Below are 19834 nucleotides of genomic sequence, written 5' to 3' on the forward strand. Positions count from 1 at the left end.
ACCGAAAAAGCTGCTCTTTTGTTAAATTACTTCGAAAAGACAGGGGTGTAGTTTGAATTAGTTTCATAAAATGCACAAAGGGGGCTATAATAAAGGGGATTAATTATTATATTTGCACTTTATTATCAAATCTAAATTAATAATAACTTAAAATTTGTCTGCATGTCAACATTACGTTTTCAAGCTTTAAAAGAAGCTTCAACAAGAAAATCTGTTCAGTTTGAAGAAACCGACAGAAAATCAACCATTTTTGGATCTAATGTATTTAACGATAAAGCGATGAAGCAGTATTTGACTTCGGATGCATTTAAAGGAGTACAAGGAGCAGTTCAGCATGGAACTAAGATAGACAGAAAACTGGCCGATTATATTGCGATGGGTATGAAAGAATGGGCACTCTCTAAAGGGGTTACTCATTATACACACTGGTTTCAGCCATTAACAGGAACAACTGCAGAGAAACATGATGCATTTTTTGAGATCTCTTATGATGGTAGTGATCCAGTTGAGAAATTTGGAGGTGCACAATTGGTACAACAAGAACCAGATGCTTCTAGTTTTCCAAACGGAGGAATAAGAAACACATTTGAGGCAAGAGGATATACAGCTTGGGATCCTACATCTCCAGCATTTATTTTTGGAACTACTTTATGTATTCCTACTGTTTTCATTTCTTATACAGGAGAAGCATTAGATAATAAAATACCTTTATTAAGAGCATTATCTGCAATTGATGATGCAGCAACAGATGTTTGTAAATATTTTGATAAAAATGTAAAGAAAGTTACTGCAACTCTTGGATGGGAGCAGGAATATTTTCTTATAGACAGATCTCTTGCAGAATCTCGTCCTGATCTTATGATGACAGGAAGAACCTTGTTAGGACACACATCTGCCAAAGGGCAACAATTAGATGATCATTATTTTGGTTCTATTCCTACTCGTGCTTTATTATATATGAGAGATCTAGAGCAAGAATGTATGTTATTGGGTATACCAGTAAAAACGCGTCATAATGAGGTAGCACCAAATCAGTTTGAGTTGGCACCGATTTTTGAAGAAACAAACCTGGCGGTAGATCATAACTGTTTATTAATGGATGTAATGCAAAAAGTGGCAGAACGCCATGATTTTAAAGTATTATTTCATGAAAAACCTTTTAAAGGAGTAAATGGTTCAGGTAAACACAATAACTGGTCATTGGCAACAGATACTGGAGTAAACTTGTTAAGCCCAAGCAAAACTCCTATGAGTAATTTACAGTTCTTAACTTTCTTTATCAATACGATTAAGGCGGTTAATGATTATGAAGAACTATTAAGAGCAGCAATTGCTACAGCAAGTAATGATCACCGATTAGGAGCAAATGAAGCACCACCGGCAATTATCTCTGTATTTATTGGTGAGCAATTAACAAAGGTTTTGGCAGAATTAGAAGGTGTAACAACTGGAAAATTATCTCCGGAAGAAAAAACAGATTTAAAACTAAATGTAGTAGGTAAAATTCCAGATGTATTATTAGATAATACTGATAGAAATAGAACTTCACCATTTGCTTTTACAGGAAATAAATTTGAGTTTAGAGCTGTAGGTTCATCTGCAAACTGTGCTAACTCAATGACAACTCTTAATGCAATTGTTGCAAAACAATTAAAAGACTTTAAAATTGAAGTTGATGCATTGATTGAGTTAAAAGACATGAAGAAAGATGATGCTATCTTTAATGTTTTAAGAGAGTATATAAAAGTATCTAAAAAAATCCTTTTTGAAGGAGACGGATATAGCGAAGCATGGGAAATCGAAGCTACCAAAAGAGGTTTAAGTAATCATAAAACAACTCCAGAGGCATTAAAAGCCAGAGCATCTAAGAAAGCTTTAGATTTATTCTCGGAATTGGGTATCATGAACCATGTTGAGGTTGAGGCACGTTACGAAATTGAATTGGAAGAGTACACTAAGAAAATTCAAATAGAAGGAAGAGTTTTAGGAGATATTTCTAAAAATCACGTTATCCCAACAGCTATTCGTTACCAAAATACATTAATAGAGAATGTAAAAGGATTAAAAGAAATCTTTGGAGACGATTTCCTTACTATAGCAAAAGAGCAAATAGTATTGATTAAACAAATTTCTGGACATATCGAAGGAATCAACTCTAAAGTAGAAGCGATGACAAACGAGAGAAAGAAAGCAAACCATCTTACAGATGCACAAGAAATGGCCGAAGCATATTGTAATAACGTAAAACCTTATTTTGAGGATATACGTAATCACTGCGATAAATTAGAGCTACTTGTAGATAATGAAATTTGGACATTGACCAAATATAGAGAGCTTTTGTTTACAAAATAAGAGCTTAAAGCGCATTATAAAAGGGTCTGGCATTTTGCCAGACCTTTTTTGTATAATAAATTCAAAAATGGGGTTTAAAATGCATTTTTTAGAATGAAACTCAAATCTGAATATTGATTTAATGATAAAGTAACTTTTTTCTGATAGCAATTTAAGATAAAATTAGCATTTCGTCGATATTGTTTTGCACTTCATCGAAAAGGTGATTAACTTATTGAAAAATAGGTGGTTGTATTTATTTCGTTAGCAGAAAGTTCTTTAAATTTGAATCGTAATTAAGAAATAAAGCTTCACACTTTCCCCTTTATTTTAACATATCAGTAATTACAATTTTGCAGTGATTCCCCGTCACGAAACCTACATAATAATTTGTATTAATAACCAATTAAATATATTTATTATGAAAAAAGTAGTTTTAAGCATCTCCGCGATGCTATTTGTTGGTACAGCTGCAATTGCGCAAGCTAATGTTAGTGATGTAGATCAAACAGGCTGGATAAATGGAGCCTTGGTATCTCAGGTAGGTTATTCAAATGATTCACAAGTTACACAATTTGGTTTGGCAAATTTAGCATTTGTTAGTCAAACTGGAGATGATAATGAGTCAGATGTTTCACAAGCAGGTATTTTTAATATCGCAGCTGTAAATCAAAACGGAGATGATAATAGTGCAACTATAGCACAATTAGGTCTGGCAAATGTGGCAACAATCGACCAAATGGGAGATGATAATGATGCATTAACTGTACAATTAGGAGCATTTAACTCCGCTTCAACTATTCAATCTGGAGATAACAATAGTGCTACAACATTACAATTCTTTGTAGGTAACTCATCAACTATTGAACAAGATGGGGATGGAAACAATGCACTTGTTGTACAATCTTATTGGTTTAACACCTCAGATATTTATCAATTAGGAGATGGAAACACAGCAATTACAGCACAACTTGGTTATGACAATACATCTAGTGTTTACCAAGATGGTACTGCTAACTTTGCGTTAACACTACAATTAGGAAACGACCACATGAGTACAATTACTCAAACAGGTATTGCAAACGGAGCTATAGTTTTCCAATCTAACTAAGCTTTACTTGAAAAGAGTAGAATTTAATTCTGCTTACAATTCAGTTTATACCAGTTTTATTTATGAAACTGGTATAAATTTTTAAAGAAGATTTATTTTAAAAATATGTCATGAAACCAGCAGTGTATTTAATATTATTTTTATTTACAAATATTGCTTTCACACAGGAGTTAAATCCTTTAGATGTATATGCTATAAAAGCATTAGAAAGCAATAATGACTATAGAAACCAAAATGCAAATCTGTTTGTTCAAAATAATAATATTGTAAAAATTATGCAAATTGGAAATTACAATGCTACAGATGTAAGTATCATTAGTAATAAATCCAATGTAGTTCTTAATCAAATTGGTAATGACAATTATATAAATATGTATAAGAAAGCACCTGAAATTAATCAATCAGTTGTTCAGTCTGGAAATAACAATATGGTAAGCGACTTTTCTTTATACTCCAGTGGAGCTATAAATATGTCGATTAATCAAAGAGGAGATAATCTAACCATTTTTAATAATGGCTCAAACTCAATATCAGAGGGAATGAGAATTACCCAAACTGGAAATTCAGGCACTATTTATATTTTCAATCACTAATATTATGGAGCGATATAATCTAAATATTATTTTAATTATTATGATGTTAGTAGTGCAAAACACATTTGCACAAGTGGTTTATACAGAGGTAAAAGCTAAAATTGAAATTGAACAAATCGAAAATTCATTGGCAATTACCGGAACTGCAGAAAATTTAAAGGCAGAGTTTAAAAACATCTCCTATAAATTATCAGTTTTAAAAGTAAATAAATCCAATACTAATAAATCCAATAATGCACAAGACGGCAGAGTTACACTAGAACCAATTCAAAAAGTAAACCTCTCCAAAACACAAGTAAATTTTACTAAAGACGACGAAATAATTATTCTATTATTAATTTATGATGATAATAATGCAGTAATAGGAAAAGACAAAGTAATATTTGGAGGAAAAGATGAATCTAAAACAGAGATTCAAACACCTACAGACGGATTAGAAATGATTGGTATAGTTTCTAACGATACCAAGACTAAGTTGGGCAATGATTTTTACGATTATTTTTATTCAGAATATTCGAAATTAAAAATCAAATCACATAAAATCGTTACAGTTCGAGAAGAATTAACCTTCGGGAGAACAACTAAGATAATGATAGATGTTGATGGAGAAATAATTGATGAATTTATTTCAAGACCAGACGAAGATTTTTTAAAATACATGGCAGAATCATCTTCGGCCAAAATTTTCAAGTATTTTAAAAATATCGAAAGACAAAATAAATTGATCACTCAGTATTAAGTTGTGCATTTAATTAGTTGACATTCGAATAGATTAATTAAATGTTTTTTGGCAGTTATTTTTAAACCCTAAAAATACCAAAATGAAGACAATAACTTTACTATTTTGTTTACTAGGAATATGTTTTACTTCGGTTGCGCAAGATTTGGCCTATAAACCTATCAACCCAGCTTTTGGCGGAGATACGTTTAACTACAATTGGCTACTTAGTTCAGCGCAAGCACAAAACGACTACAAAGAAGATAAGACAACTGGATTCGAACAAAAATCAGATTTACAACGTTTCAAGGAAAATCTTAACAATCAGTTACTAAACAAACTTTCTAATTCATTATTCGAGGATCAGTTTGGTACAGGTACAGGAGGAGGTATAGGTACTGGTGGTACAGGAGGAGGAATAAAACCGGGATCTTATGTCTTTGGGACACTCTCTGTAGATGTTTATGACTCTAATCTTGGGCTTGTTGTAGATATCCTGGATATAGAAACAGGAGAACAAACGCAAGTAATTGTTCCTGGAAACAATTAGGATTAAATTTTTATTCCTAGTAATAAGTTTTACATTTTTTATCGCTAATAAGTTAATAAAAAATCACTTATGAATCAAAAATCACTTTTTGGAGTCCTAATAGCTATTTTATTCTCAGGTTGTGGTGCTTATTTTAATCAACCCGTTGGAGTACAAAAAGCTGTTTATGGAGAGAATACACCAGCTACCTCGGCATTAACCAATATCCCTAAACCCAAAGAACAAATTGTTGTAGGGGTTTATAAATTCAAGGATCAAACAGGGCAATACAAAGCCGTAGAACTAGGTAGTACATTTAGTACAGCAGTTACACAAGGAGCAACTTCTATCTTGATAAAAGCCCTTGAAGACTCAAAATGGTTTATTCCAATTGAACGAGAAAACTTGGGGAATTTGCTTAATGAAAGAAACATCATTAGATCCACAAGACAAGAATATGCTACCAAACCTAATGAAAAAGAAGCCCCATTAACGCCTCTTTTATTTGCCGGAGTTTTGCTGGAAGGAGGTATTATATCCTATGACACAAATATAATTACAGGAGGATTTGGAGCCAGATATTTTGGCGCCGGAGCTTCAGTAAGATATAGACAAGATAGAGTTACAGTTTATCTAAGACTTGTTTCAACATCAAATGGTAAAATCTTAAATACCGTTTATGTTTCCAAAACAATTTTATCACAAAGTGTCGATGCCAATTTATTTCGATACGTAAATCTAAACAGACTTCTGGAAGTCGAAACAGGATTTACCCGAAACGAGCCCATACAATTAGCCGTTACCGAAGCTATAGAAAAAGCAGTCGAAGGCCTTATTGTAGATGGTATCAAAGACAAATTATGGGAAGTAAATGCCCCACAAACCCAAATAGATAATTTTATTGCCAATTACGACAACGAAAAAAGCGAAGCCGACTTAGCACAACTATACGGAAGAAACCTAGTCGAAAAAAGAGGTCGTTTTGGTATAGAAGTAGCAGGAGGAGCAACCCTTATGAAAGGAGATTATCCTAGTCCGGTTGCAAAACCAATGGGAAGAGGAGCCGTGAAATATTTCTTTACACCAAATTTAGATATAAGTGCCTCGACAAATGTTTTTAAACTCGGTAATAAAGATAAGCTAGATGTTGGGTATGCAACCCTCGATCTAAATCTAGAATTATTGGTATTGCCCTATGACAACTTTACGCCTTACATATTTGGCGGCGGCGGAATAGGATTTAATTCTAAATATGAAAATAGGCATAGCAAAGTTCAGTTTGGAGGAGGAGTAGAGTATTTGGTAACGAGTAATCTTGGACTCAAACTGTACGGAGAATACAATATAAATTTCACAGATATGATAGATTATGTCGATAGCGGAGTCAGGGATGATTATTACTGGCGTTTCGGATTAGGGGTAACATATTACTTCCCGAAAAACTATCACAAGAAAAAAAAGATGTAAAAAAATATCATTCAAAAAATTCGTCGAATAAACTCGATAAAGTCTAACAAAATAAAATCTACAAATGAAAATAGGATTAAGAATTTTAGTGTGTTTTATTCTTTTGATTTCTTGTAGTGAAGAACAGCTAGAGGATGGAGCAAGTGGAACTGTAAAAGGAAGAGTAGTCGAATCGGGAACATTTACTCCCATCGAAAATGTACGAATATCTTCGAGCCCTGCAACAAGTACGGTATTTACAGATAAAGACGGTTATTTTACTTTAGAGAAAGTGTTGGTAGGAGATTACTCTTTTCAGGCTCAAAAAGACGGTTATATTGCCAGATTCGAACCCGGAAAAGTTACTGCCGATGCAACAATACAAATTATATTCGAATTGCAAATTTCTACAGCAAACAACAAACCGCCAGATATTCCGGTTTTAACAGCTCCGGTAGATAATGCAAAAGACCAACCGTTAAATTTAAATCTAACCTGGACAGCAGCCGATAAAGAATCTGATTCTTTAACTTATACCGTTACTTTAAAAAATGGAACGACCGATGAGATTAAAACATATCCAGATCTTAAAGCAAAAACACTGGCGATAAAAGATTTAAATTATAGTACAAAATACTATTGGCAAGTAGCCGTTTCAGATGGAATTAATAAACCAACTAATAGTGTAACTAACTCATTTACAACATTGGCATTTCCAAATCCAAGATTTTTATTTGTCAAAAAAATAAATAATAACAACGTAATTTACACTGCAGACGAAGCCGGAAATCAATTACAATTAACATCATCAACTGTTAATAGTTTTAGACCAAGAAAAAACCTAAGTGTAAATAAAATTGCGTACCTTAGTTCTGATGGTTCACAGAGTCAGATATATACGATGAACCCGGATGGGTCTGGAGTATTTAGAGTTACAAATTTTGTACCCGTTGCAGGATTTAATATGGAGTATGTAAATTACTGCTGGAACACAAACGGAAGTCAGATAATTTATCCAAATTTTGATAAACTATATCGTATAGATTCAGATGGAGGAGGACTCATTCAGTTATTTCAAACACCAAACGGAAAATTTATATCCGAATGCGATTGGAGTCAGGACGGATCACAAATAGCATTAAAAGTAAACGACAGATCAGGATATAATGTAGAAATTTATGTGATCGATATGGCGGGAACAGTTTTATATACAATACAAACAGGTTTAAGTGGTGCAACAAGCGGATTAAACATTTCTATAGATAATCAGAAAGTGATTTTTACAAGAGACGTTTCCGGTTTTGAAAACACAACATACCGAAGATTAGATTCCCGAATTTTCATGTACACACGTTCAAATAATACTGCTGCAGAATTAACAACTCAAAAACAGAATGGTTTTAACGATTTAGACGTGAAATTCTCACCAAATGAAGCCGAAGTTATTTTTGTAAATACATCCAATGATGGATTATCAGCACAAAATGTACAAAAAGTAAGTATTAATAGTGCAAGTGGTTCCGCATCGTCAAGAACCACACTATTTCAAAACGCATCAATGCCCGAATGGAAATAAGCGTGGTATGGATCTAGATTTCCAAACACTTTTTTCTAAAAATCCGATAAGAGTCTCAAACTTATCGGATTTTTTTATGTTTCAGACAGCCATAAAACCCAACAATTAAAAAAACTGGTTATCTTTGCACCACATCAACAACACAAACTAATTTCATGAGTTCAGATTCTAGCAAAAGGTACGCACAAAGAGGAGTTTCGGCATCTAAAGAAGACGTACACAACGCCATAAAAAATATTGATAAAGGATTGTTTCCACAAGCATTTTGTAAAATCGTCCCAGATTATTTAACCCAAGATCAGGATTATTGCCTTATCATGCACGCCGATGGAGCAGGTACAAAATCATCTTTGGCATATATGTACTGGAAAGAAACAGGCGATATATCAGTATGGAAAGGAATTGCACAAGATGCACTAATCATGAATATAGATGATTTGTTATGTGTAGGAGCAACCGATAATATCCTACTTTCATCAACAATCGGAAGAAATAAAAACCTAATTCCAGCCGAAGTAATTTCAGCAATCATAAACGGAACCGAGGAATTAATAAAAGAACTAGACACCTTTGGCGTAACCATCCATTCCACAGGAGGAGAAACTGCCGATGTGGGCGATATCGTTCGTACCATAATCGTAGATTCTACTGTAACAGCAAGAATGAAACGTTCAAATGTAGTAGATAATGCCAACATCAAAGCAGGCGATGTAATCGTAGGATTAGCTTCATTTGGACAATCAACTTACGAAAAAAGCTATAATGGTGGTATGGGAAGCAACGGACTAACATCTGCACGTCATGATGTTTTCGGTAAATACCTGGCAACCAAATACCCAGAAAGTTTTGACGCAGCAGTTCCCGAAGAATTAATTTATTCAGGACAAGTAAAACTTACCGATGCTGTCGAGAATAGCCCGATAGATGCAGGACAATTGGTGCTTTCGCCAACAAGAACCTACGCACCAATTATCAAGAAAATATTAGATAAATATACACCAGAACAAATTCACGGAATGGTACATTGTAGTGGAGGAGCACAAACAAAAATCCTTCATTTTGTACAGAATTTGCACATTATAAAAGATAATTTATTTCCAGTTCCACCATTGTTTCAGCTTATTCAGGAACAATCTAAAACCGATTGGAAAGAAATGTACCAAGTATTTAATTGCGGTCACCGTATGGAATTATACGTTCCCGAAGAACTTGCAGAAGACATAATTGCTATTTCAAAATCATTCAATGTCGATGCACAAATCGTAGGAAGAGTAGAAGCAGCCGACGATAAGAAATTGACAATTACCAGCGAATACGGTACATTCGAATATTAATATTTTAAGGTACAAAGGTTCAAAAGGTTCTGAGTTACAAAGGTTTTTTATGCTGGAGTTTACAACGGAACCTTTTTATTAATAATAGCTTTTTTTAGGAGCTAATCCCGCTATCCGCTATATCTTTTCGGGCGAACACCGCCCAAAAAGGATGTCGCTACTATCGGGGCTAAAAATCACGTTATCATGTACGAATTACTTTTTTGGAGATACTCAGAAGGAATTTATTTAAACCATCACGAAGTTTACGAAGCACTTATCGAAGAGCAGGAAGTCGACGGTTTAGAGGAACTTCCAGTTACTGTAATCCTAAACAGAATAGGTTCATTGTTTTCCAAATGGGAAAAAGTCGATGATAATAGCTGGAAAAGCAACGAAGGAAAAGGAGCATTTCAAGTTATAACTACACCGCAAAGCGTTAGAATAGACTGTTACGGAACCCAAGGAAAAGCAATGGATATTCTGGTAGGCGCCTTAGAAGAATTTAAATGTCCGCTTTACGACCCGCAAGTTCCAGAGCGTTACGACGAAATGAGTGAATAACAAAAAGAGTTTTTAAATAGATTATAAAATTATTTTTTTTACAAAATGGATTTCAATTTCTCTGAAAATATAGTACTCGAAGACGACTTAGTTTTATTACGTCCGTTACAAAAAACAGATGTAGAGAATTTATTAGAAATTTCTATCAACGAGCCCAATACCTGGGAATATTCGTTAATTCGTGCCAACGGAAAAGAAAACCTAGAGAACTATATAGACATTGCCTTAAAAGCAAGAGAAAAGAAAATAGAATTCCCATTTATAGTCTTTGATAAAAAATCAGGAAAATACGCCGGAAGCACCCGTTTTTACGATATGCAACTTCAGTTTAAAACCCTGCAATTAGGATATACCTGGTATGGTTCAGCCTTTAGAGGAACAGGATTAAACAAACATTGTAAATTCCTGTTATTACAATATGCATTCGAAACCATGGGAATGGAACGAGTAGAATTCCGCGCAGATAATAATAACCAACGAAGCATCGCAGCCATGAAAAGTATCGGTTGCAAAGTCGAAGGAGTTTTACGTAATCATATGCCTACTTTTGGCAGCGAAGTACGCCGAGATTCAATTATCTTGAGTATTCTGCGAGAAGAATGGTTTGATGAGGTAAAAGAAAACTTGAGGAAAAAGCTGTAAAATAAGTTGTTGGTAAAAAAATTAACTGCAAAGTTTTTAACCGCAAAGCACGCAATGATTTACGCAAAGGTCGCAAAGGATAAAAAATCCGTGTAATCTTTTAATCTGTGGCTAAGGAAAGAAAAGGTACTAAGATTTTTAAGTCGCAAAGGTTCAAAGGTTTTATTGATAAAAAACTTTTTCACAGAGTTTGCCACAAGATAACCACAATGTTGTCATTCTGAGTTGAGTCGAAGAATCGTAAGAAACTCCATAATCTTTTTAATTGTTACTATGATTTAACCGCAAAGTTTGCAATGGTTTACGCAAAGCAAGCAAAATTTTAAGTTTATAGTTAAGAAACTTTTTTACAAAGTTTATCACAAAACAACCACAATATTGTCTTTCTGAGGAACGAAGAATCTCCGCGAGTAGCTCGCCCCAATCTAGAAATACTTTATGTTAGCTTCTTACGGAGATTCTTCGTTCCTCAGAAAGACAAGTTTGCGATGGCTATTCCACATCTTTTATGATCAATCTGTTATTTTTTAGTTTAGCAAAAAGCAATTAAAACTTGTTTCTAACCATCAGCAAGAATAACATTTTGCTCTTTCCTAATTTTTACAACTAGCTTATCAATATGTGTTTTTACTTTTGTAGGTAATGAATTCCAGTTTTTATCTTTTTTAAAGCTTCTGCAATAATCTAAGTCACATTCAACAGCACGTATAACATACTTTTTACCTTTATAAAGAGTAATAATTTTAATACGTCTTAAGTCACCAACATCCGTTTTTGTGCCATAAACAAGTACTGGCTCAATATAACCATCATCGTCTAAATCTTGTGTGCTGCAATATTTTGTCCAGAACCAAATAGAAGTTTCTTCAACTTCGGCACTTTCAATTAAATCATTTATTTTCCATTTTTCGATATAACCACCATGATCGTTTAAATAGCAAACAGCTTCAATTTTGGTATTTAGCGTATCCTTGTCCGAAATTACTTTTTGGTTTTCGCTTAGAACCAATTCATAAACACCACCTTTATCTTGATATTCATAGGCTCTAAAAATGGGGAATTTACCACCATCTAAATCTCTTTCGGTTATTTCGGTTTGGCTTAATACTTTGCTTTGTACAGCTTGCGAAAAACTAATTGTAGAATAAAAGAAGAAGAATAATAAAATGAAATTTTTCATGAGATCAATTACTTTTTTGAATACTCAAAGATATTCATTTTTAGCCTTATTAAAAACAAGAGAATATATGATAGTATATCAGAGCTAATAAAATTCAGTAACAATTTTCATTAATAGAATTCGCAAAGTAATTTTTAAAAAACCAATATTTATTGTAATTTTCTAACCTGAAATTGTTATTAAATCGTTTTAGTAAAAACGAATAATGCTATAAACACAAAACCATAAACTAAAAAAGACCTGATGAATATTGTAAATTATAAAAGTTTCCTTTTCGGATTATCAGTTTTAATGCTCAGTCATACTCATAAAATGATTGGGCAGGAAAGAACTAATAAACTCAAAGATTTAGTTCAATATGTAGATCCTATGATAGGAACTGCCAAGATGGGGCATACATATCCAGGCGCAACAGTACCTTTTGGGAGTGTACAATTAAGCCCTGAAACCGATACGATTCCTTACGCAACAAATGGTAAGTATAATAAAGATGTTTACAAATATTGTGCAGGATATCAATACGAAGATAAAACGATTGTAGGGTTTAGTCATACCCACTTTAGCGGAACAGGACATTCCGATTTAGGAGATTTCCTTATTATGCCTACAACAGGAAAATTACAATTAAATCCTGGTACAGCAGCGCATCCTGAAACAGGATATCGATCAGTATTCTCGCATAAAACCGAAAAAGCCGAGCCAGCTTATTATAGCGTACTCTTAGAAGATCATAATATCAAAGCCGAACTTACTACAACAACAAGAGTTGGGATGCATCAATATACATTTCCAAAATCAGATCAAGCACATATAATCTTAGATCTTACAGCAGGAATTTATAATTATGATAAAAAGAATGTCTGGACATTTGTTCGCGTAGAAAACGACACTTTAATTACAGGATATCGCCAAACAAATGGCTGGGCAAGAACAAGAACAGTATATTTTGCAATGTCATTTAGCAAGCCAATAAAAGGATACGGACAAGCTACAGCCGAAAAAAGTGTGTATAAAGGTTTTTGGAGCAGATTTGATCAAACCAAAAACTTCCCAGAAATGGCAGCAGCAAACCTAAAATTATACTTTGATTTTGATACAAATGAAAATGAAAAAGTCAAAATAAAATTTGCTATTTCTCCAGTAAGTACTCAAGGAGCTTTGGCTAATATGAAAGCAGAAATTCCGGATTGGGATTTTGAAAGAGTTAAAAAAGAAAGTCAGGAAGTTTGGAACAAAGAGCTGAATAAAATTCAGGTACAAACCATCCAAAAGAAAGACATGGTTAATTTTTACACCGCAATGTATCATGCTTTTCTAGGACCAACAGTATATATGGATACCGATGGGAACTACAAAGGATTAGACGGAAACGTTCATAAAGCAACTACATTCCAGAACTACACAAGTTTTTCATTATGGGATACCTATAGAGCTTTACATCCTTTATTTAATCTGGTTCAGCCCAAAAGAAACTCCGATATGATTAATTCTATGTTGGCACATTACGATCAGAGTGTTCATAAAATGTTGCCAGTTTGGTCACATTATGCCAATGAAAACTGGTGTATGATTGGGTATCATAGTGTTTCGGTAATTGCAGATGCGATAGTAAAAGGGAACACCAATTTTGATGTAGATAAAGCACTTCTTGCAACCGTAAATACAGCCAAAGTTCCTTATTATGACGGATTAGAATATTATATGAAAAAAGGATTTGTTCCTGAGGACAAAAATGGTTCATCGGTATCTAAAACTTTAGAATATGCTTATGATGACTGGGCAATTGCACAAGCAGCTAAAAAGTTAGGAAAAGAAGATATCTATAACGAGTTCTCTAAAAGAGCCACAAATTATAAAAATGTATACGATGCCAAAACAGGTTTTATGAGACCCAAACTCGATGATGGAACATTCAAGAAAGAGTTTGATCCATTAGACACACATGGGCAAGGATTCATCGAAGGAAATTCTTGGAACTACAGTTTGTATGTTCCTCAAGATCCTGCCGAAATGATAAAAATGATGAACGGTACAGATGCTTTTACAAGAAGGTTAGATTCTCTTTTTTCTATGCACTTACCAGATAAATATTTTGAAAATACTGAGGATATTACCAAAGAGGGAATAATAGGGAATTATGTGCACGGAAACGAACCTTCGCATCACGTAGTTTATTTATACAATTGGACAAAGTCGCCATGGAAAGCGCAAGATAAAATCAGGATGATTCTTAAAAGAATGTATAAAAATGGTCCTGACGGATTAGGAGGAAACGATGATTTTGGACAAATGAGTGCTTGGTATATTTTTAGCAGTCTAGGATTTTATCCCGTAGCACCAGGATCAGAAGATTATAGTTTAGGAAGCCCGCTAGTAGCAAATGCTATTTTTAATCTTGAAAACGGAAAAACATTTGAAGTTGCTACAGTAAACCAATCCGATAAAAATGTATTTGTGAGTAAAGTGCTTTTAAACGGAAAACCACTAACAAGTCCTGTTATAAAACACAGTGATATTGTAAACGGAGGAAAGATTACATTTTATATGAGTAGTAAACCAAATAAGAAAATATATCTGGAAAAGGGACTAAGAGACTAAGGTTCTAAGATGCAAAGACTCAAAGGCTCAAAGATTCAAAGGTTTTATGCGGATAGTGTAAAGCTTTTAAGTGTGAGATAATTAATTGATTAGGTGGTTCGCGTTCGCAGTTGTCCTGCAAGGTCTTTTTTGACCTTGTAGGTATTAAGACTTATGAGGTCAAGTTTTTGTTTTTTATTACAGATTTACTTCGCCTGTTTGTTATTGTTAGAGTAGCAGATTTTTTTGGTATAAAAAATATTGAGTAAATACTCTATAAGCTCCAGCGGAGCGATACCTACGATTATTTTCTAATTGTGAAGCATGTCACCCCGATGGGGTTCTTTAAAAAATAATTAAAATTTCTATAAATATAACGTCTCGCTGGGACTTACTTTATAGTGATTTAATAAAGAGTTAGATAAGGGTAGGAGATTTTTTTTACATTGTTAGGTATTAAATTTAGACCTACAAGGTTAAAAAAAGCCTTGCAGGAATAGAATTTCTAAGAAGATTTGAGGTTAGCTCTTAATTTTCCTTAATTTCTTAATAGTTCGGTTTCTTGTCTTTAATTTTTTATTGAATTAAAATAGAAACATAATGCAGTTTGTAAAAAACTTCACGAAATTTGCCTTTTAAATTAATAGAAAGAGACACATGAAAATAAATCCAAAAAACGGAATAGACAAGTTGTTGTTCGGTATGAAACAGAACGATGTTACAGCTATTTATGGTAAACCAGATAGAAACTATAAAGACGAAGATGATAATGTAATTTTTGCATACAACAAGCATAAAATAAGATTGACATTCTATCAGGAAGAAGCTTTAAAATTGGGTTATGTTGTGGCATCAAGTCCAGATTTAGAAATCTTTGGTTTTAAAATTATAGGAAGAAAAATTGCTGATGTAAAAAAAGATTTGGCAACCAAAGAAATTACAAAATTCACACAAGAAGAGTTTGATACTTTCGAGAATTACTTTAACGAAGAAAACTGGATCATCTTCCAGACAGAATTTGAAGAAGTAGTAAAATTTGAAATCGGAGCAATCATCAATAATAAAGATGAATTCGATTGGAAGTTTCCAGCTAAAAAATAAAATAAAAAAGAGTATAAAAAAAACCGATAGTTACAACTATCGGTTTTTTTATGATATATAATTTAAGGAAATTATTGTTTTGGTGTTGGTTGATCTTTGTAGATTTCCAATTCAAAAACAAGCGTTGTATTTGGAGGAATCACATTACCTGCACCTCTTTCTCCATAAGCAAGTTTTGAAGGAAGGAAGAATACTGTTTTCTCACCATAAGACATAAGATCTAAACCTTCGATAAAACCAGGAATCATACCGTCTTTTTTACCAGCCTGAAAAGGAAATGCTTGATATCCTCCTTGAGCGGCACGATTTGTATCATGTTTTCCGTAAGTTTTAGCGATTTCTTCGATACTACTATCAAAAAGAGTTCCGTCTTCAAAATATCCTGCATACTTAAAATAGAAAGTAGCACCATTTGCCGGTTTTTCTCCAGTACCTTTTTGAATTACTTTATAACTTAAACCAGATGGAGTAGTTGTTGCAGTTGCTTTAGCAGTTTCTAGATACGCTTTTTTAGCAGTAATTACAGTCGCGTATTTTTCTTTGTAAAGACGTTCTTGTTCAAGAGCAGCAGCTTGTGCTTGTTTGGTCTTTTCAGCCTCAATTAAAGCTTGCTTTTTAGCATCTTCAGCTTTGTTTTCATAATATGCAGCAAATACCTTTGGAGCATCAAATTTCTTAGCCATAGCTCCCTTACGAGTAATCGTTACAGTAAGCATTACATCATCCTGAAGAATAAGATTAACAACATCCATTCCTTGTACAACGTGACCAAATATACTGTGTTTATCGTTTAACCAAGGTGTTTCTTTATGAGTGATAAAAAATTGACTTCCGTTTGTAGTTGGACCAGAATTTGCCATTGCAAGAATTCCGCCTTTATCAAATCTAAGATCAGATACAAACTCATCTTTAAATGCATATCCAGGACCTCCAGAACCATTTCCGTCAGGATCACCACCTTGAATCATGAAGTCATTAATAACTCTATGAAATTTTAAACCATCATAAAAAGGTTTTCCTTTTAATTTATCAATAGTCACATAAGGATTAGTTCCTTCTGCCAATGATACAAAATTAGCAACAGTAATAGGAGCTTTTATGTATTCTAGTTGCAATACGATATTTCCTTTTTTTGTTGCAATTGTAGCAAAAATTCCTTCGTTAACAGAAGGCTTAGTTTCAACTTTTGTAATTGTTGTTTTTTTGCCTGGAACAGGCTTTTTAGTCTGCGCTTGTAGGTTAAGTACACCCAAGCAAAATAAAAAAAGAATTTTTAATTTCATCTTATTCGATTTTAAAATCTGTTAATTTCTAAAATAAACTTATTGTTGTGGCATTTTTTCCAACAACTCTACTTCAAATATAATATTTGCATTTGGCGGAATTACACCTCCAGCACCAGCTTGTCCATAAGCTAAATGAGAAGGGATAAAAAGTACTGCTTTATCTCCAAAAGAAAGTTTCTCGATACCTTCGATAAAACCAGGAATCATACCTTCTTTACTACCAGCTTGAAATGGTATTGGGTTGTATTGCTTAGCTTCAGCTCTGGCTGCGTCAAATTTCCCAAAAGTTTGAGCTACATTTTCTATACTAGTATCAAATAAAGTTCCGTCTTCTAGAAAACCAGCATAATGTATAAAAACTTGTGCTCCGGCAGCAGGTTTTTTACCTGAACCTTTTTCAGTAATTACATATTCTAAACCTGAACTAGTTTTTGTAGCTTTTGATTTTAAACCAGCGTAGTAAGCTAATTTCTCGTCGCGAACTCCTTTAAATTTAGATTCAAATTCGCTTTTTTGTTTCGCTTCAGCAGAAAAATAATCATGAAAAACCTTAACAGCATCAAATTTCTTAGCTGCCTCACCATTTCTGATAATAGTTACTTTCTTGATGTAATCATCTTGTTTAACTTGGTTAACAACTTCCATTCCTTTGTCTACAACATGACCAAAAATAGTATGTTTTCCTTCTAACCAAGGAGTCTCAACATGCGTGATAAAAAATTGACTACTATTTGTAGCAGGTCCGTTATTTGCCATTGCAAGAACACCACCTTTGTCAAATTTTAAATCGCTAAACTCATCTTTAAATTTGTATCCAGTATCTCCAGAACCAGTTCCTAATGGATCCCCAGTTTGGATCATGAAACTTTCGATAACTCTATGAAATTTTAATCCGTCAAAAAAGTGTTTCTTTTTTAATTCAGGATTCGTAACAAATTCGTTTTTACCCTCTGCAAGCGTTACAAAGTTGGCTACAGTAATAGGCGCTTTTTGATAATTTAATTCAACAATGATATTTCCTTTATTTGTTTCAATTTCGGCATATAAACCATCAGGTAAATTGCTATGTTCGTCTTTACAAGAGTAAAGAGTTGTAATTGCAAGTAATAATAATATGAGGCTTTTTTTCATTTTAAAAATATTAGTTGTTTTTATTAATTTAATGAATCTTTCTTTATTGCAGGAGCTGCAGGAGTTGTAGGTTTAGGAGTCTCAGATTTTGGTTTTTTTGTTTCCATTTGTCTTCTATAAGCAGTTTCAGGAACAAAATTGTGTAACGTAACCGTACAGATTAAAGGCTGATTAATTCCAATTCTTTTTTCATCACCATGATAACCATAAGCCATATGAGATGGGAATAAGAAATTTACAGTTTCATTCTTGTGCATTAATTTAATACCATCACGCAGCCCCATCATGATTTCTTGTTTATCTACAAAATAAGTTTGAGGTCTTAATTCCATTTCACTATAAATAACATTTCCTTTTAAGTCTTTTATTTCATAGTCAAAAAAAGCAACATCTCCTTTTTTAGGAGTTATAGTATCTGTAGTATTTTGGTTTTCGTAAGCGTACCAATATCCTTTTGTCGAAGCAATATATTTTATTTTAGGATTGTTTTTTATAACAGCTTTAATTTGTTCTTCTTCAGTAGCTACAAGTTTTTTATTTCGCTCGATAGATTTTTTCATGAAAGTTCCCGAAGAAATAGAAATGGGTCTTCTGGCATCTTCATGTTGCTTACAGCTCGAAACTAAAACGGCTAAAACAATAGCTGAAGCAAATATTTTAGGATAGTTCATGGTAGGTTATATTTTTAGTTTGGTTACTAAATCTTCAAATTTTTTCAAAGTTTCTTCCATCGAATCAACTGATTTTCCTCCAGCAGCATTGCTATGTCCGCCACCATTAAAATGAGCTCTAGCAAACTCATTTACATCAAAACCACCTTGAGAACGGAAAGAAATCTTGATTATTTTCTCGTCTTTATTTTCAATAAATATAGCAGTAAAAACGATACCTTTCATACTTAAACCGTAATTTACGATTCCTTCAGTATCACCTTTTACATAATTAAACTCATCTAATTCGGCTTGAGTTAAAGAAGTATAAGAAGTTTTATGCTCAGTTAAAATCTTCAGGTTTTGCAGTGCTCTTCCAAGTAATTGCAAGCGACTGTAAGAACTGTTGTCATAAAGTAAAATCGGAATCTGCGTGTTTTCGACACCCAAATCAATAAGCTCAGCTATAATACGATGCGTGTTTCCAGTTGTTCCAGGAAAACGGAAAGAACCAGAATCGGTTAAAATTCCAGTATAGATACAAGTTGCGATAGTTTTGTCTAAATCTTCTTTTTTGTCTAAGAAAGAAATGAAATTATAAACCATCTCACAAGTAGATCCAAATGAAGTATCAGAATAGGTGTAAGCAGAGTAATCATCAGGTTTTTGGTGATGATCAATCATTATAAATGGAGCTTTTAACTTTGCCAAAGTATGTTCCATTTCGCCAGTGCGATGTAAAGCATTAAAATCTAGCGTAAAAATAAGCTCAGCTTCTTCAAGAATTTTAGTGCAGTTATCGATATCTTTTTCGAATACTTTTACAGTTTCAGAACCTGGTAACCAAGCAAGGAAATCTGGAAAATCATTCGGAGCAATTACAATTGGCTCATGATTATTTTTTAATAAAAAGTGGTATAAACCTAAGGTTGAGCCCATGGCGTCTCCATCGGGACCTCTGTGCGGAATTATGGCAATTTTTTTGGGAGTTGCAAGTAACAACTTTATGGCTTGAATGTCTTGTATTTTCATAGTGTGCGAATTTACATTTTTTTACTGTAAACCTGAAAACATTTTAGACATTAA

General features: G+C 33.4%; 17 protein-coding genes. 12 read left to right on the forward strand and 5 right to left on the reverse strand.

Going from position 1 to position 19834, the window contains the following annotated elements; genetic code table 11:
- The first annotated feature begins 162 nt into the window (after positions 1–162).
- The 10 genes from SHI72_RS03320 to SHI72_RS03365 all read left to right on the forward strand — a co-directional run bounded on the left by SHI72_RS03320 (position 163) and on the right by SHI72_RS03365 (position 10823).
- Positions 163–2352: a glutamine synthetase III gene (locus tag SHI72_RS03320; protein ID WP_039111075.1), complete on the forward strand. Its 2190-nt coding sequence runs from the start codon at positions 163–165 to the stop codon at positions 2350–2352.
- 400 nt (positions 2353–2752) lie between these two features.
- Positions 2753–3442 carry a hypothetical protein gene (locus SHI72_RS03325; RefSeq protein WP_039117749.1) on the forward strand — a complete coding sequence of 230 codons (690 nt, stop codon included), beginning with the start codon at positions 2753–2755 and terminating at the stop codon, positions 3440–3442.
- A gap of 110 nt (positions 3443–3552) precedes the next feature.
- Entirely contained in the window at positions 3553–4035 is a 483-nt protein-coding gene (locus tag SHI72_RS03330) for a hypothetical protein (RefSeq protein WP_323489051.1), read from the forward strand.
- A gap of 4 nt (positions 4036–4039) precedes the next feature.
- Positions 4040–4774, forward strand: a complete 735-nt coding sequence (locus SHI72_RS03335; RefSeq protein WP_052259321.1) for a CsgE family curli-type amyloid fiber assembly protein — start codon at positions 4040–4042, stop codon at positions 4772–4774.
- Between the two features lie 82 nt (positions 4775–4856).
- Positions 4857–5303: a curli assembly protein CsgF gene (locus SHI72_RS03340; protein ID WP_039111072.1), complete on the forward strand. Its 447-nt coding sequence runs from the start codon at positions 4857–4859 to the stop codon at positions 5301–5303.
- 69 nt (positions 5304–5372) lie between these two features.
- Positions 5373–6749, forward strand: a complete 1377-nt coding sequence (locus SHI72_RS03345; protein WP_086894610.1) for a CsgG/HfaB family protein — start codon at positions 5373–5375, stop codon at positions 6747–6749.
- 64 nt (positions 6750–6813) lie between these two features.
- On the forward strand, positions 6814–8304 hold the full coding sequence (locus SHI72_RS03350) for a carboxypeptidase regulatory-like domain-containing protein (protein ID WP_323489052.1): 1491 nt from the start codon (positions 6814–6816) through the stop codon (positions 8302–8304).
- A 155-nt stretch (positions 8305–8459) separates the two neighbouring features.
- Positions 8460–9638, forward strand: a complete 1179-nt coding sequence (locus SHI72_RS03355) for an AIR synthase related protein (protein WP_323489053.1) — start codon at positions 8460–8462, stop codon at positions 9636–9638.
- Positions 9639–9824: 186 nt separating this feature from the next.
- Entirely contained in the window at positions 9825–10181 is a 357-nt protein-coding gene (locus SHI72_RS03360) for a hypothetical protein (RefSeq protein WP_086894611.1), read from the forward strand.
- 45 nt (positions 10182–10226) lie between these two features.
- On the forward strand, positions 10227–10823 hold the full coding sequence (locus SHI72_RS03365; protein WP_086894612.1) for a GNAT family N-acetyltransferase: 597 nt from the start codon (positions 10227–10229) through the stop codon (positions 10821–10823).
- Positions 10824–11382: 559 nt separating this feature from the next.
- On the opposite strand, the gene SHI72_RS03370 is transcribed toward SHI72_RS03365, so the two are convergent.
- The gene (locus SHI72_RS03370; protein WP_039111066.1) at positions 11383–12003 is read right to left on the reverse strand and encodes a M949_RS01915 family surface polysaccharide biosynthesis protein; all 621 of its coding nucleotides are present in this window, start codon (positions 12001–12003) and stop codon (positions 11383–11385) included.
- Positions 12004–12246: 243 nt separating this feature from the next.
- On the opposite strand from SHI72_RS03370, the gene SHI72_RS03375 reads away from it, so the two are divergent.
- Together SHI72_RS03375 and SHI72_RS03380 are read left to right on the forward strand one after the other, a co-directional pair.
- The gene (locus tag SHI72_RS03375; protein WP_323489054.1) at positions 12247–14601 is read left to right on the forward strand and encodes a GH92 family glycosyl hydrolase; all 2355 of its coding nucleotides are present in this window, start codon (positions 12247–12249) and stop codon (positions 14599–14601) included.
- A gap of 636 nt (positions 14602–15237) precedes the next feature.
- Positions 15238–15681, forward strand: a complete 444-nt coding sequence (locus SHI72_RS03380) for a hypothetical protein (RefSeq protein WP_323489055.1) — start codon at positions 15238–15240, stop codon at positions 15679–15681.
- 71 nt (positions 15682–15752) lie between these two features.
- Here the strand turns inward: SHI72_RS03380 and SHI72_RS03385 are convergent, their stop codons facing one another.
- From SHI72_RS03385 to SHI72_RS03400, 4 genes are read right to left on the reverse strand one after another with little or no spacing between them, the layout of a single operon-like run.
- Positions 15753–16964, reverse strand: coding sequence for a peptidylprolyl isomerase (locus SHI72_RS03385; protein ID WP_323489056.1), 1212 nt, complete (start codon positions 16962–16964; stop codon positions 15753–15755).
- 39 nt (positions 16965–17003) lie between these two features.
- Complete coding sequence (locus tag SHI72_RS03390; RefSeq protein WP_323489057.1) at positions 17004–18098, reverse strand: peptidylprolyl isomerase; 1095 nt, start codon at positions 18096–18098, stop codon at positions 17004–17006.
- A 23-nt stretch (positions 18099–18121) separates the two neighbouring features.
- Positions 18122–18769: a gliding motility-associated peptidyl-prolyl isomerase GldI gene (gene gldI / locus SHI72_RS03395; protein WP_086894616.1), complete on the reverse strand. Its 648-nt coding sequence runs from the start codon at positions 18767–18769 to the stop codon at positions 18122–18124.
- A 6-nt stretch (positions 18770–18775) separates the two neighbouring features.
- A complete protein-coding gene (locus SHI72_RS03400; RefSeq protein ID WP_039111060.1) occupies positions 18776–19780 on the reverse strand; it encodes a DHH family phosphoesterase in 1005 nt (334 codons plus the stop codon).
- Positions 19781–19834: the final 54 nt, after the last annotated feature.

Source organism: Flavobacterium sp. PL02, from assembly GCF_035013205.1.
GTDB lineage: Bacteria > Bacteroidota > Bacteroidia > Flavobacteriales > Flavobacteriaceae > Flavobacterium.